Raw genomic sequence first — 12,254 nt, forward strand, 5'->3', positions numbered from 1 at the left:
TGCTCCAGCGAACATACGGGTGGCCGCGAGGTACGGAAGATTGATGCGGGGCGATTGGCGTCAAGCGGTCGGCTCTGAAAAAATAAGGGAAGCCGGTATAATAAAACCTTCGCCGAGTTAATGGACAACTTGCGGGGCGAAGCGGGCGCGGGGCTTCATGCAGTCTTGCAGTCATGGAGTTGCCGGCCTGGTAAGGATATCCGCTAAAGCGTCGCCGCTTCAGACTCCAAACGAAGTCGGCTACGTGAATACCAACCGTACTCAAACTGGAGTCTGAAGCGTGTCGAACGACTATCTCTTTACTTCCGAATCTGTTTCCGAAGGCCACCCGGACAAGGTCGCCGACCAAATCTCCGACGCCATCCTCGACGCCATCCTGGCTCAGGACAAGTATTCGCGCGTCGCAGCGGAAACTCTCTGCAACACCGGTCTCGTCGTGCTCGCCGGTGAAATCACCACCACGGCCAATGTCGACTACATCCAGGTCGCGCGCGAAACCATCAAGCGCATTGGCTACGACAACACCGATTACGGCATTGATTATCGCGGTTGCGCGGTGCTCGTCGCGTATGACAAGCAGTCGCCCGATATCGCTCAAGGCGTGAACAAGGCGCACGACGACAACCTCGATCAAGGCGCCGGCGACCAGGGCCTGATGTTCGGCTACGCATGCGACGAAACGCCCGAGCTCATGCCGCTGCCCATCCATCTTTCGCACCGTCTGGTCGAGCGTCAGGCGAACCTGCGCCGTGACGGGCGCCTGCCCTGGCTGCGTCCGGATGCGAAGTCGCAGGTCACCGTGCGCTACGTGGACGGCAAGCCGCATTCCATCGACACCGTGGTGCTCTCCACGCAGCACGCACCGGACATCGACTTGCCGCAGCTGCGTGAAGCCGTGATCGAAGAGGTCATCAAGCCGACGCTGCCGAAGGAACTCATCAAGGGCGACATCAAGTTCCTGGTGAACCCCACGGGGCGCTTCGTGATCGGCGGTCCGCAGGGCGATTGCGGTCTGACGGGCCGCAAGATCATCGTCGATACGTACGGCGGCGCGGCGCCGCACGGCGGCGGCGCGTTCTCGGGCAAGGATCCGTCGAAGGTCGACCGTTCGGCTGCGTATGCGGGCCGCTATGTGGCGAAGAACATCGTCGCGGCGGGCCTCGCGTCGCGTGCGCTGATCCAGGTGTCCTATGCGATCGGCGTGGCGCGTCCGACCTCGATCATGGTCAACACGTTCGGCACGGGCCGCATCTCGGACGCCGAGATCACCAAGCTCGTGCAGGAACACTTCGATCTGCGTCCGAAGGGCATCATCCAGATGCTCGACCTGCTGCGTCCGATCTACGAGAAGACCGCCGCCTACGGCCACTTCGGCCGCGAAGAGCCGGAGTTCTCGTGGGAAGCCGCCGACAAGGCGCTCGTGCTGGCCGAAGCGGCAGGCACCGAGCCGGTCGCGAGCGTCGCGTAACACGCTTCGCCGCACCGTAGTACAGGTCGTCAAGGGACCGGCAGGCAGCGCGCCTGCCGGTTTTTTTTGCGCACGTTTCTTGCGCTGCAATGAGCGGATTCTCGGAACTTCCGGAGCCGCCATGTCGCATGAAACGCTCTTCTCGCCGCTCGGCATCGGCCGTCTTGAACTGCCGAATCGCATCGTCATGGGGCCGCTCGCGCGGCATCGCGCCGCACAGCCCGGCGACGTTCCCGTCGAAATGAATGCCCGCTATTACGCGCAGCGCGCGAGCGCGGGCCTGATCATCACGGAGTCCGCGCAGATTTCACCCGCGGGACGCGGCGGCTATGCCACGCCCGGCATGGTTTCGGATGCGCAGGAAGCGGGATGGAAAGCCGTCGCGGGCGCGGTGCATGCCCGGCATGGTCGCATCGCGCTGCAACTAGCCCACGCCGGGCGACTGTCGCATCGGCGCTTGCAGGAAAGCGGCGCGCCGCCCGTCGCGCCCTCGGCGATCCGGGCGCGCGACGCAAAACTCCTCGTGCGCGAAGACGACGGCGCGTTCGCCTTGATCGATGCCGATGACCCCCGCCCGCTGGAAACGAACGAGATCGCGAGCGTCGTGCTGCAATACGTCGATGCCGCGCACCGCGCCGATCGGGCCGGTTTCGACCTGCTCGAAATTGACGCGTCCGACGGCGCGCTGCTGCATCAGTTCATCGCGACCGGCACGAACCGTCGCAGCGACGAATACGGCGGCGGCGTCGAGCAGCGAACGCGGCTCGTCGTGGACGTGCTCGAGGCGGTGTCAAGCGTGCTTGGCGCGGATCGTATCGGCTTGCGGCTGTCGCCGCTCTTCGCAGGCGCGGATATCGAGGATGCCGAAGCACGCGAATCGGCGACGTACCTGGCGCATGCACTCGAGCGGATCGGCATCGCGTATCTGCAGCTGGCCGATTTCGACGACGCCCTGCTTCACAGCGTGCGCGATGCGTATAGCGGCGCGCTCATCGCGGCCGGCGACTGGCGCATCGACGAAGCGAGCGCGCTGATCGGGCGCGGCGCCGCCGATGCCGTGGCATTCGGCCGCGCCTTCGTCGCGAATCCGGATCTGGTGGAACGGGTGAAGGAGAACGCGCCGCTGGCCGAGGCCGATCCCGCAACCCTTCGAGGCGGCGGCGAGGCGGGCTATACCGACTACGCGGCGTTGAACGACAAGAACGCCTAGCGCGCGGCGAATGCGTACCAGCCGGCGCTGCTCGTCGACAGGCGGCGCGGACGGCGGCTCGTCAATGCAGCCGGTTTGGGTTTGGGCGTGGGTGCGCGCAATGACACCGGGCGTCGCAACAAGGCTCGCAACGACACGCGGCGCGATGCCGCACGTACCCGAAGATTGAAGAAAAGTCCGCGGAACCACGAGCGAATGCCATCGACGGGATGGACCTGCTTCAATTGCTCCGCAAGCAGGCGAGTGCGGGTGGAATGATGGCGCAGTGCGCGGATCATGCCGCGGCGGGCAGGACGCGCCGCGCGTGATGCTGCACGGGAAAGGCCCATGGCGATTCGGGAGTTCATGTCGGCGGGAGGTCGGTTTGCTGGATGGCAAACCTGACGGTAGTCGTCTCAAAAATAACGTTCAAGCCTTCGATCCAACTCTATTCATCAAGTTGCACCGAATTGATGCGGCCAATGTACAAGAGCTTCATGACCCGGGTAAGTCCGCGTTTTCCCTGTAATTTTCTGAAGCGTTCGCTGACAAGAATCAGGTAAAGCTCCACCGCATGGGCCTTGGCGCCACGACGGAATTACAATCGATGAATTCAAACCAATTCCGGATATAGCGTCATTGGCATGAATGATCGAGCCAAGGCACGCGGAACTGAAATGTCTGATCAAAACTGGCTGAAATCCAAAAAAGAACAGGTGCGTGAACTGCGCGAAACGGGCTTCGTCATCGTCAAGGGACTCGTTTCCCAAGAACGTTGCGACGCCATGCGTGACGTCGCGCGTCAGCAACTCGCCGAGGCCGCGGCGCCCATCGAGTTCGAAGCGGACCTCAGGTATCCGGGCGCGCCGGATTCAAAGGAAGCGCCCGGCGGCCACACGGTGCGTCGTCTGCTGGACGCCTACGCGCGGCATCCGCTGTTCGCTGAGTTCGCGACATCGCCGGAAGTGCGCGGCTGGATGGAACTGTACTTCGGGGAAACGCCGTATCTCTCGCGCGCGCATCACAACTGCATGATGACCAAGCATCCGGCGTACGGCAGCCTGACCGGATGGCATCGGGACGTGCGCTACTGGGCGTTCGAACGGGACGACCTGGTGTCGGCGTGGGTCGCGATGGGTCGCGAGACGGTGGATAACGGCGGGCTGTGGTTCGTGCCGGGATCGCACAAGCTGCCGTTCACGTCGGATCGTTTCGACGACGCCAAATTCTTCCGCTCCGACGTGCCAGAAAACGCCGCCCTGATTCGCACGGCGGTGTCGCCGGAACTCGCACCGGGCGACGTCGTGTTCTTCCACTGCAATACGCTGCATTCGGCCGGCAAGAACCTCACTGACCAGGTGAAGTTCTCGCTCGTCTACACCTATCGCGGGGCGAGCAACGCGCCGCTGCCGGGCACGCGTTCGGCATCGAAGCCGGAAGTGGCGCTCGCCTGATCCGGCGGGCTCAGCGCCGCGAAGGAATGGCCAGTCCGATCAGCCCGGCCAAACACGCCACGACGCCGCCGGCGATCAGCCAGATGGTCTTGTTCGTCGGCGAGCCTGTGAAGAAACGGGCCACGTCGTTGGACAGCGAATGGAACGACTGGCCGCCGAAGTACAGCAGCACAATGCCGCCGACAAGCAGCGCAACGGAAATCGCTCGGGTCATGGTCTGGTCTCGTGACTGAAAGGCGCGTCAGGTTAATCGGTTGGCAAGCCGGCGTCCACCCGCCCGTTGGCCAACCGATTCAGGCGGCCTGCGCTTCCCCGCGCGTGAGCGGCTGGATCTTGCGCAGCAGATCGGCCATCACGTTGGCGTGATCGCCCCGGCTCGTCCACGCGCCGAGGTTGTACTTGACGCCGGTATCGGTGTAATCCGTCACCGCAATCCACGGCGCCGACGGCCCTTCCTGCACGATGCGCGCATCCTCGCCGACCAGCCGGCGCAGTTCGCCGAGCACGTGATCCACTTTCAGCCCGTGCTGCGCCTGGAAGTTGATGACGACGCGCCGGCGGTCGTTCGCGCTGTAGTTGGTGATGGCGTTCGCCCAGATCAGGCTGTTCGGCACGTACATGACGATGCCGTCGGCTTTCGTCAGACGCGTGGTGAACAGTCCGATTTCATTGACGGTGCCCGCCGTGGTGCCGACGCCTTCGATGTAATCGCCGACCCGAAACGGCCGCAGCAGCAACAGCATCAGCCCCGCCGCGATGTTCTGCAGCGTGCCCTGCAAGGCCAGCCCGATGGCCAGGCCCGCGGCGCCGAGCACGGTGAGGATGCTGGCCGCCGCGATGCCGAACTTGCCGAGCGCCGCGACGATGGCGACCACGCGGATCGCCCATAGCGCGATGCTGGCGAGCACCGGCGTGAGCGTCGCGTCGACATTGGTGCGGGCCAGCGCACGGCGCAGCGCGTTGGCGACGACATTGGAAATCCACCATCCGGCCAGCAGGATCAACAGGGCCAGCAAGATGTCGATGCCGTACGTCACGGCGATGGCGGTAAAGGAGTCGTAGGCGGGGCGCAGTCGGTCGATCGAATCCATGGGAAGCTCCAGAAACGGGATGAGCATTGGTCCGGCTGGACCGGCGAACGTTCACTGTAGCTGGCAGCGTCCCGGTGAAAGGCGGTGCCAAATAACGGGACGGCGGGAAGGACGCTGCACGCCCGCCGTCGATCGGCTTACCATGGACGCCCTTGGCAGGGCGCGTGCCCGCACGGCGTACGCTGCCATGCTGGTCGCAAGTCCGTTCAACATGCAAATCCGCAGAGGAAATCCGTCATGGCTTACCACGCATCATCCGAGCGCTATACGCAGATGCAGTACCGCACCTGTGGCAGAAGCGGGTTGAAGCTGCCGGCGCTTTCGCTGGGCCTGTGGCATAACTTCGGCGACACCACGCCCATTTCCACCCAGCGCGAAATCCTGCGTACCGCGTTCGACCTGGGCGTCACGCATTTCGATCTCGCCAACAACTACGGCCCGCCCTACGGCAGCGCCGAAACCAACTTCGGGCGCCTCTTCAAGGACGATTTCCGGCCGTACCGCGACGAGCTGCTGATTTCGTCGAAGGCCGGATGGGACATGTGGCCGGGACCGTACGGCCAGGGCGGCGGCTCGCGCAAGTACGTGCTCGCGAGCCTGGATCAGAGCCTGAAGCGCATGGGCCTTGATTACGTCGACATCTTCTATTCGCATCGTTTCGACGCCGACACGCCGCTCGAGGAAACCGCCGGCGCGCTCGCCACCGCGGTGCACTCCGGCAAGGCGCTGTACGTGGGCATTTCGTCCTATTCGGCGACGAAGACGCGTGAAATGGCGAAGCTGCTCGCCGAACACAAGGTGCCGCTGCTGATCCATCAGCCGTCCTACAATATGCTGAACCGCTGGATCGAGAAGGAACTGCTCGACACGCTTGACGACATCGGCGCCGGCAGCATTGCGTTCACGCCGCTCGCGCAGGGTCTGCTGACGAACAAGTATCTCAACGGCGTGCCGCAGGATGCCCGCGTCAACAAGCCGGGCGGTGGGTCGCTCAAGCAGGAGCATCTGAGCGACGCCAATCTGGCGCACGTGCGCAAGCTCGATGAACTGGCGCAGAAGCGCGGCCAGAGCCTCGCGCAAATGGCGCTGGCGTGGGCGCTGCGCGGTTCGCGGGTGACTTCGGTGCTGATCGGCGCGAGCCGCGCGGAGCAGGTCACGGAGAATGTCGCCGCGCTGAAGAACCTGGAGTTCACGGCGGAGGAACTCGCTGAGATCGACCGGCATGCGCAGGAAGGCGGCATCAATCTGTGGGAGAAGCCCTCCACCGATCAGCGCATCTGACCGGCGCAAACGCGTCCAAGCCTTTCTGCGGAAAGGGGTTTTTCCAGCCGGCGACGGTTCCGTTGCTATCATGCGGGCTCGGCGGCTTCCGGCGATTCGATCATTGCCAGGAAGCCCGCTGAAGCCCGCCGCCCGCCAGCCACACGCCAGCCAGCGACATCCGTTCAGCGCTTTTTCGTCCGCGTGTTACGTCTGGAGACAGACGTGCGCGACTCTGCCGCAGCGGCGTCCCGCGCGGCCCCGGACGACGCGGATTCGCTATCGGGTTAAAATGCACGACTCCGCCGGGCTGTCGCGCTGCCTGGGTGTAGTCCGAGTCGTAGCCTGAGTCGTACCGAAGCGCCTGGGTCGTACCGATCCGCGGCCGTCACCACTCGATCGTCCTTTCGCGCAGCGCAGCGCCTTCGTCGTGCGCGCGTTTTGCAGCGCGGCCCCGGCGTGGCGATGGTTGCCGCGAGCCGGCCGCGATCGTCGGAGCGCCACCGTTTTCGCACAGTTCAAGAAGCCATGAGCAACCTTAACTCTCAAACCGTCCTGAGCGTCCATCACTGGACCGACACGCTTTTCAGTTTCACCTGCACCCGCGACAGCTCGTTCCGCTTCGAGAACGGCCAGTTCACGATGGTGGGCCTCGAAGTCGAAGGCAAGCCGCTGCTGCGCGCCTACAGCCTCGCGAGCGCCAACTACGAAGAGCATCTCGAATTCTTGAGCATCAAGGTGCCGGACGGTCCGCTGACCTCGCGCCTGCAGCACTTGAAGGTGGGTGATTCCGTGCTGATCGGCAAGAAGCCGACGGGCACGCTCATGGCCGACAACCTGCTGCCCGGCAAGACGCTGTGGCTGCTGTCGACGGGCACGGGGCTCGCGCCGTTCATGTCCATCATCAAGGACCCGGACGTGTACGACCGCTACGAGAAGATTGTGCTCACGCACACCTGCCGTTTCGTCGACGAGCTCGCGTACAAGGACTTCATCACCGAGCATCTGCCGGCGCACGAGCACATTGGCGAGATCGTGTCGGAGAAGCTGGTCTACTACCCGACCGTCACGCGCGAGGAATTCGCCAACCGCGGCCGCATCACGGATCTGATCGAAACGAAGAAGCTGTTCGCGGATCTGGCGGTTGAGCCGTTCTCCGTCGAAAACGACCGCGTCATGCTCTGCGGCAGCCCGCACATGCTCCGCGACACGCGCGAACTGCTCGACGCCATGGGCTTCAAGGAAGGCAGCAACAATCATCCTGGCCACTATGTCGTCGAGAAGGCGTTCGTCGGCTGATCGTTGCGCCGCATTCGCTGGGCAAGAACCGGAGCCACGCGCTCCGGTTTTTTTTCGCCTCGACTCACAGTGCGCAGTTACAAATTTGCCGTCGCCGCCAGCGTGTCGTAGGTGTTTTTCCTACGCATTGTGTGCGCCGGACTTGGCAAACGACATGAAGTTCACCGTTCCAGGCCTTGTCAGACATGGATTTATCATATTTTTGAGATATGATCCGTTTACGCCTGAGACGGCGCGCGCGCCGCGCGCCCCATCTTCGATGTTACAGAGTGTAAATTCAGTTACGCCGCTCGCGGGTCAGCCGAGGACGTAGCTCCAGTTGCGCTCAAAGCGAGGAATGTGAATGAACCCGCCGGCCAAGATCTCGCTCGACGAGACTCCGATTCGTCGCGCCCCGTTGCGCGGGGTGTCGTCACCGCCGCCGGAATGTCCCGGCGCGTCTTTTAGCCTTCCGTCTTCGTCTCCGTGGTCCGCGCTCATCGACGCCAAGCTCAAGGGCGATCGGCAGATCCAGCGTCTCACCGCGCGCGTGCAGGAACTGGCCGCGCTGCTCGCCGCCACCGAAGAACGCGCGCGCCAGGCGCTTGCCCAGGATCTCCACGACGAAACCGGCGCGGCGCTCACCATCGCCAATCTGGCGCTCGCGCGCGCCGGACACTGGCTTCCCGCCGATGCCCCCGCCGCACTCGACGACGCGCTGCATCAGGCGCGCGCCGCGCTGGCCGAGGTCAGCGAAACGAGCCATCGCATTGTCGAGGGTCTGCATGCGCCGACCTTCGCCGCCGGTCTCGGCGCCGAACTGCTCAACTGGATCGAAAGCTTCCAAGCCCGGACGACGCTTGCCGTGACGTTCGTCTGCGCGCAAGACGCGCATCTCGACCGCCTGTCCGATGACATGTCGCTCGCGCTGTTTCGCGTGGCGCAGGAAGCGCTCGGCAATGTCGCGCGCCACGCCGGCGCCACGCGCGCGAACGTCACCCTCGACGCCGACAACGACGCCATCACGCTGACCGTCGAGGACGACGGCATCGGCATCAGCACGGCCGCGCGTCGCAAGAGCGGGCGCTTCGGCCTGTCCGGCATGCGTGCGCGCTGCGAGTCGCTGTGCGGCAGCCTGCGCGTCGTGGCGGCAAAACCGGCGGGAACCATCGTGCGCGCGCGCCTGCCGTGGGCCGCGGCGCGGCCGGCGTTGTTCGCGGTCGGCGTCATGAGCGCCTGAGGCCGCCGATGCTCAAGGTCCTGCTCGCCGACGACCACGCCATCGTGCGCCGCGGCGTCGCGCAATTGCTGGTGGAGCGCGGCGTCGCCGCTGAAGTGTCGGAGGCCGAAACCGGCATGCAGGCGCTCGCGCTTGTCGCGCGCCGTCCGTTCGATGTCGCGATGCTCGACATCTCGCTGCCCGACGTCAACGGTATCGACCTGCTGAAGCGCATCAAGCGCGACGCGCCGCGCTTGCCGGTGCTGATGTTCTCGATGTACCGGGAGGATCAGTACGCGGTGCGGGCACTGAAGGCGGGCGCGGCGGGCTATCTGTCGAAGACGGCCGATCCCGCGCTGATGCTCGGCGCGATCCGCCAGGTGGCGGAGGGCCGGAAATACGTGAGCCCGGAAATGGCCGAAGCGCTCGCAACCTACGTTTCGCTCGATACCGAACGGCTGCCGCACGAAAAGCTGTCGGACCGCGAGTTCCAGACGCTGTGCATGCTGGCGTCCGGCAAGCGCCTGACGGATATCGCGAACGCCTTATCGCTTTCGGTTAAAACGGTGAGTGTTTATCGCGCGCGGTTGTTGGAGAAGATGAAGCTCGCCAACAACGCGGAGCTGACCTTCTACGTAATGAGCAACCGTCTCGTCGACATGAATCCGGGCATCGCCAGCTGATAATTTATCTTTCTCAAGATAAATTCGTAAAACTTCGCCACAGCATGCGTGACGTGCCCCATCTCAGGGCAATCTTTGAGTCTCCGATAAAATGCCGGGTTTCCCGCAGCAGGGCGCCCGCGTGCCAGAAGGAGATTCATCGCAATGTCGTTGTTCCGCAGGAAGAATGTCGAGCACATGCTGGCCAGCGCGTCCGGCACCTCGCTCAAGAAAACACTCGGCGCCCTCGATCTGACCTTTCTCGGCATCGGGGCGATCATCGGCACCGGGATTTTCGTGCTGACCGGCACGGGCGCCGTGCAAGCAGGCCCGGCCCTGATGATCTCGTTCATCGTCGCGGCAGTCGCCTGCGGTTTCGCCGCGCTGGCCTACGCCGAATTCTCATCGACGATTCCCGTCGCCGGCTCCATCTACACCTATTCCTACGCGACACTCGGCGAACTGGCCGCGTGGATCATCGGCTGGGATCTGATGCTCGAGTACGGGCTCGCGTCGTCAGCCGTGTCCGTGGGTTGGTCCGGCTATCTGCAATCGCTGTTGTCCGGCTTCGGCGTCGCCTTGCCCACCGTCCTGACCGCCGCGCCCGGTGCGCTGCCCGGCCAGGTCACCTGGTTCAACCTGCCCGCGTTCCTGGTAATGATGGCCATCACCACGCTGCTCTCGGTCGGCATCAAGGAATCGACGCGCGTCAACAACCTCATGGTCGCGATCAAGGTGACGGTCGTGTTGCTGGTGATCGCCGTGGGCGTGTTCCACGTCAAGCCCGCGAACTGGCATCCGTTCATGCCGCACGGCTGGTCAGGCGTGTTCGGCGCGGCCGCCGTGATGTTCTTCGCGTTCATCGGCTTCGACGCGGTGTCGTCGGCGGCGGAAGAAGTGAAGAATCCGAAGCGCGATCTGCCCATCGGCATCATCTCGTCGCTGGTCGTGTGCGCGGTGCTGTACGTAGCGGTGGCGGGCGTCGTGACGGGGATCGTGCCGTCGGCGCAGTTTGCGAACAATCCGCATCCGGTGTCGTTCGCGCTGCAGTTGGCGGGGCAGAACTGGGTGGCCGGCTTCATCGATCTCGGCGCGGTGCTCGGCATGCTCACCGTGATTCTCGTGATGAGCTACGGCCAGACCCGCATCATCTACGCGATGTCGCGCGACGGTCTCCTGCCCGCGCGCCTGTCGAAGGTGCATCCGCGCTTTTCGACGCCTTTCTTCACTTCTTGGCTCGTCGGCATCGTCTTCGGGCTGATCGGCGCGCTCGTGCCGCTCAACGTGCTGGCGGAACTCATCAACATCGGCACGCTGGCCGCGTTCTCGCTGATGTCCGTCGCGGTGCTGATCCTGCGCCGTACGCACCCCGACCTGCCGCGTGCGTTCCGCTGCCCGGGCGTGCCGGTGGTGCCGGTGCTGGCCGTCGCCTCGTGCCTCTTCCTCATGGCCAACCTCCAGGCGACCACCTGGATTGCCTTCCTCGTGTGGCTGGTGGCCGGCCTGGCGATCTATTTCGCCTACTCGCGCCGTCACGCGCTGCTGGGCCGCGCGCCGTCTGAAGCGTCGGGCGCGTCTGCCCGCTTGAATGAGCGCGAAACCGCGACGCACTGAACGCCCTGCACAGGCCTCCAAACGCCGCCTCCGGGCGGCGTTTTGCAGTGCGGCGGCCTGAACCGGACGGGCGTTCGCGCGGATGGCGACGCCCGTCGATTTGTGTTTTACTCGACGTCACAAACACAACACCCAACCCAACTGAACGCTCACGGCGGCAGTAAGGCAGGTGCAACGGCGTGAAGCGGGTCCGTCCTCACATGGAGACAGTGAAATGGCGCTCAGCATCAGCCTGACGGTCAACGGCAAGCCCGTGACCGCCACCGTCGAACCGCATCTTCTGCTGGTCCAGTTTCTCCGCGATCAACTCCGCCTCACCGGCACCCACATCGGCTGCGACACCGCCCAGTGCGGTGCGTGCACCGTGCACCTCGAAGGCCGCGCGGTGAAGTCGTGCAACATGCTCGCCGTGCAGGCGGACGGCATGGACGTGACGACCATCGAAGGCATGGCGCGAGACGGCCAGCTCCATCCGATGCAGGCGGCATTCAAGGACTGTCACGGCTTGCAGTGCGGCTTCTGCACCCCGGGCATGGTAATGAGTGCGAGCGCGCTGGCCGCGCAGTCGGCCAACCTGTCCGAGGAAGAAGTCCGAGAGCAGCTCGACGGCAACCTGTGCCGCTGTACGGGCTATCACAACATCGTCAAAGCGGTGCTCCAGGGCGCGCAGGACATGAAAGCGGGCGCCTGATCCCGGTTCCGATCCCCCTCCGAAACGATGAATCGCGCCTGAACAGGAGACCGCGATGAATGCCCCTGAGCAACAGAAATTGATCGGCGCCGGCGTCAAGCGCAAGGAAGACTATCGCTTCCTGACCGGCGCGGGCCAGTACACGGACGACGTGGTCCTGCCGCAGCAAAGCCATGGCGTGTTCCTGCGCTCGCCGCATGCGCACGCGCGGATCACGCGCATCGATATTGAGTCGGTCTTGCAGAATCGCGCGAAGCCAAGCGCAGCGTGCGGATAGGTGCAGATAAGCAGTTGCGAAACTCCCAGTTTCAATATGAAATGGGCCTAT

The 12,254-nt window shown here is 64.2% G+C and carries 13 protein-coding genes; 10 read left to right on the plus strand and 3 right to left on the minus strand.

The window, feature by feature from the left end; all coding sequences use genetic code 11:
* Positions 1–280: 280 nt before the first annotated feature.
* Together metK and QCE69_RS15110 are read left to right on the plus strand one after the other, a co-directional pair.
* Positions 281–1,468 (plus strand): methionine adenosyltransferase, encoded by a 1,188-nt coding sequence (metK, locus tag QCE69_RS15105; RefSeq protein ID WP_309919354.1) that lies wholly within the window; start codon positions 281–283, stop codon positions 1,466–1,468.
* 121 nt (positions 1,469–1,589) lie between these two features.
* Complete coding sequence (locus QCE69_RS15110; protein ID WP_309931385.1) at positions 1,590–2,678, plus strand: alkene reductase; 1,089 nt, start codon at positions 1,590–1,592, stop codon at positions 2,676–2,678.
* On the opposite strand, the gene QCE69_RS15115 is transcribed toward QCE69_RS15110, so the two are convergent.
* A complete protein-coding gene (locus QCE69_RS15115) occupies positions 2,675–3,025 on the minus strand; it encodes a hypothetical protein (RefSeq protein ID WP_309931387.1) in 351 nt (116 codons plus the stop codon). The genes QCE69_RS15110 and QCE69_RS15115 overlap by 4 nt on opposite strands.
* A gap of 309 nt (positions 3,026–3,334) precedes the next feature.
* Between QCE69_RS15115 and QCE69_RS15120 the strand changes: the two genes are divergently transcribed.
* Positions 3,335–4,111 (plus strand): phytanoyl-CoA dioxygenase family protein, encoded by a 777-nt coding sequence (locus QCE69_RS15120; protein WP_309931389.1) that lies wholly within the window; start codon positions 3,335–3,337, stop codon positions 4,109–4,111.
* A 10-nt stretch (positions 4,112–4,121) separates the two neighbouring features.
* Here QCE69_RS15120 and QCE69_RS15125 read toward each other — a convergent pair whose 3' ends face one another.
* Positions 4,122–4,325, minus strand: coding sequence for a DUF3185 family protein (locus QCE69_RS15125; protein ID WP_309811085.1), 204 nt, complete (start codon positions 4,323–4,325; stop codon positions 4,122–4,124).
* 79 nt (positions 4,326–4,404) lie between these two features.
* Positions 4,405–5,202 carry a mechanosensitive ion channel family protein gene (locus QCE69_RS15130; protein WP_309931391.1) on the minus strand — a complete coding sequence of 266 codons (798 nt, stop codon included), beginning with the start codon at positions 5,200–5,202 and terminating at the stop codon, positions 4,405–4,407.
* A gap of 237 nt (positions 5,203–5,439) precedes the next feature.
* Between QCE69_RS15130 and mgrA the strand changes: the two genes are divergently transcribed.
* From mgrA to QCE69_RS15165, 7 genes are all read left to right on the plus strand, one after another.
* A complete protein-coding gene (gene mgrA, locus QCE69_RS15135) occupies positions 5,440–6,483 on the plus strand; it encodes an L-glyceraldehyde 3-phosphate reductase (protein WP_309811091.1) in 1,044 nt (347 codons plus the stop codon).
* Positions 6,484–6,990: 507 nt separating this feature from the next.
* Positions 6,991–7,761 (plus strand): ferredoxin--NADP reductase, encoded by a 771-nt coding sequence (locus tag QCE69_RS15140; RefSeq protein ID WP_309811093.1) that lies wholly within the window; start codon positions 6,991–6,993, stop codon positions 7,759–7,761.
* Positions 7,762–8,104: 343 nt separating this feature from the next.
* Positions 8,105–8,980 carry a sensor histidine kinase gene (locus QCE69_RS15145; RefSeq protein ID WP_309931394.1) on the plus strand — a complete coding sequence of 292 codons (876 nt, stop codon included), beginning with the start codon at positions 8,105–8,107 and terminating at the stop codon, positions 8,978–8,980.
* A gap of 8 nt (positions 8,981–8,988) precedes the next feature.
* Positions 8,989–9,642, plus strand: a complete 654-nt coding sequence (gene rqpR, locus QCE69_RS15150) for a response regulator transcription factor RqpR (protein WP_309919373.1) — start codon at positions 8,989–8,991, stop codon at positions 9,640–9,642.
* A gap of 144 nt (positions 9,643–9,786) precedes the next feature.
* Positions 9,787–11,235 carry an amino acid permease gene (locus tag QCE69_RS15155; RefSeq protein ID WP_309919375.1) on the plus strand — a complete coding sequence of 483 codons (1,449 nt, stop codon included), beginning with the start codon at positions 9,787–9,789 and terminating at the stop codon, positions 11,233–11,235.
* A gap of 214 nt (positions 11,236–11,449) precedes the next feature.
* Positions 11,450–11,926 carry a 2Fe-2S iron-sulfur cluster-binding protein gene (locus QCE69_RS15160; RefSeq protein WP_309919377.1) on the plus strand — a complete coding sequence of 159 codons (477 nt, stop codon included), beginning with the start codon at positions 11,450–11,452 and terminating at the stop codon, positions 11,924–11,926.
* Positions 11,927–11,981: 55 nt separating this feature from the next.
* Positions 11,982–12,203: a hypothetical protein gene (locus QCE69_RS15165; RefSeq protein ID WP_309931396.1), complete on the plus strand. Its 222-nt coding sequence runs from the start codon at positions 11,982–11,984 to the stop codon at positions 12,201–12,203.
* Positions 12,204–12,254: the final 51 nt, after the last annotated feature.

It is taken from the genome of Caballeronia sp. LZ032 (assembly GCF_031451315.1).
In the GTDB taxonomy this organism is placed as follows: domain Bacteria; phylum Pseudomonadota; class Gammaproteobacteria; order Burkholderiales; family Burkholderiaceae; genus Caballeronia.

Bases quoted from the DNA above. Each gene is read 5' to 3' on its own strand.
- QCE69_RS15155 (WP_309919375.1), top strand. From the start codon at position 9,787: ATGTCGTTGTTCCGCAGGAAGAATGTCGAGCACATGCTGGCCAGCGCG.
- QCE69_RS15165 (WP_309931396.1), top strand. From the start codon at position 11,982: ATGAATGCCCCTGAGCAACAGAAATTGATCGGCGCCGGCGTCAAGCGC.
- QCE69_RS15145 (WP_309931394.1), top strand. From the start codon at position 8,105: ATGAACCCGCCGGCCAAGATCTCGCTCGACGAGACTCCGATTCGTCGC.
- QCE69_RS15110 (WP_309931385.1), top strand. From the start codon at position 1,590: ATGTCGCATGAAACGCTCTTCTCGCCGCTCGGCATCGGCCGTCTTGAA.
- QCE69_RS15130 (WP_309931391.1), bottom strand. From the start codon at position 5,202: ATGGATTCGATCGACCGACTGCGCCCCGCCTACGACTCCTTTACCGCC.
- rqpR (WP_309919373.1), top strand. From the start codon at position 8,989: ATGCTCAAGGTCCTGCTCGCCGACGACCACGCCATCGTGCGCCGCGGC.
- QCE69_RS15140 (WP_309811093.1), top strand. From the start codon at position 6,991: ATGAGCAACCTTAACTCTCAAACCGTCCTGAGCGTCCATCACTGGACC.
- QCE69_RS15120 (WP_309931389.1), top strand. From the start codon at position 3,335: ATGTCTGATCAAAACTGGCTGAAATCCAAAAAAGAACAGGTGCGTGAA.
- QCE69_RS15125 (WP_309811085.1), bottom strand. From the start codon at position 4,325: ATGACCCGAGCGATTTCCGTTGCGCTGCTTGTCGGCGGCATTGTGCTG.
- QCE69_RS15160 (WP_309919377.1), top strand. From the start codon at position 11,450: ATGGCGCTCAGCATCAGCCTGACGGTCAACGGCAAGCCCGTGACCGCC.
- QCE69_RS15115 (WP_309931387.1), bottom strand. From the start codon at position 3,025: ATGAACTCCCGAATCGCCATGGGCCTTTCCCGTGCAGCATCACGCGCG.
- mgrA (WP_309811091.1), top strand. From the start codon at position 5,440: ATGGCTTACCACGCATCATCCGAGCGCTATACGCAGATGCAGTACCGC.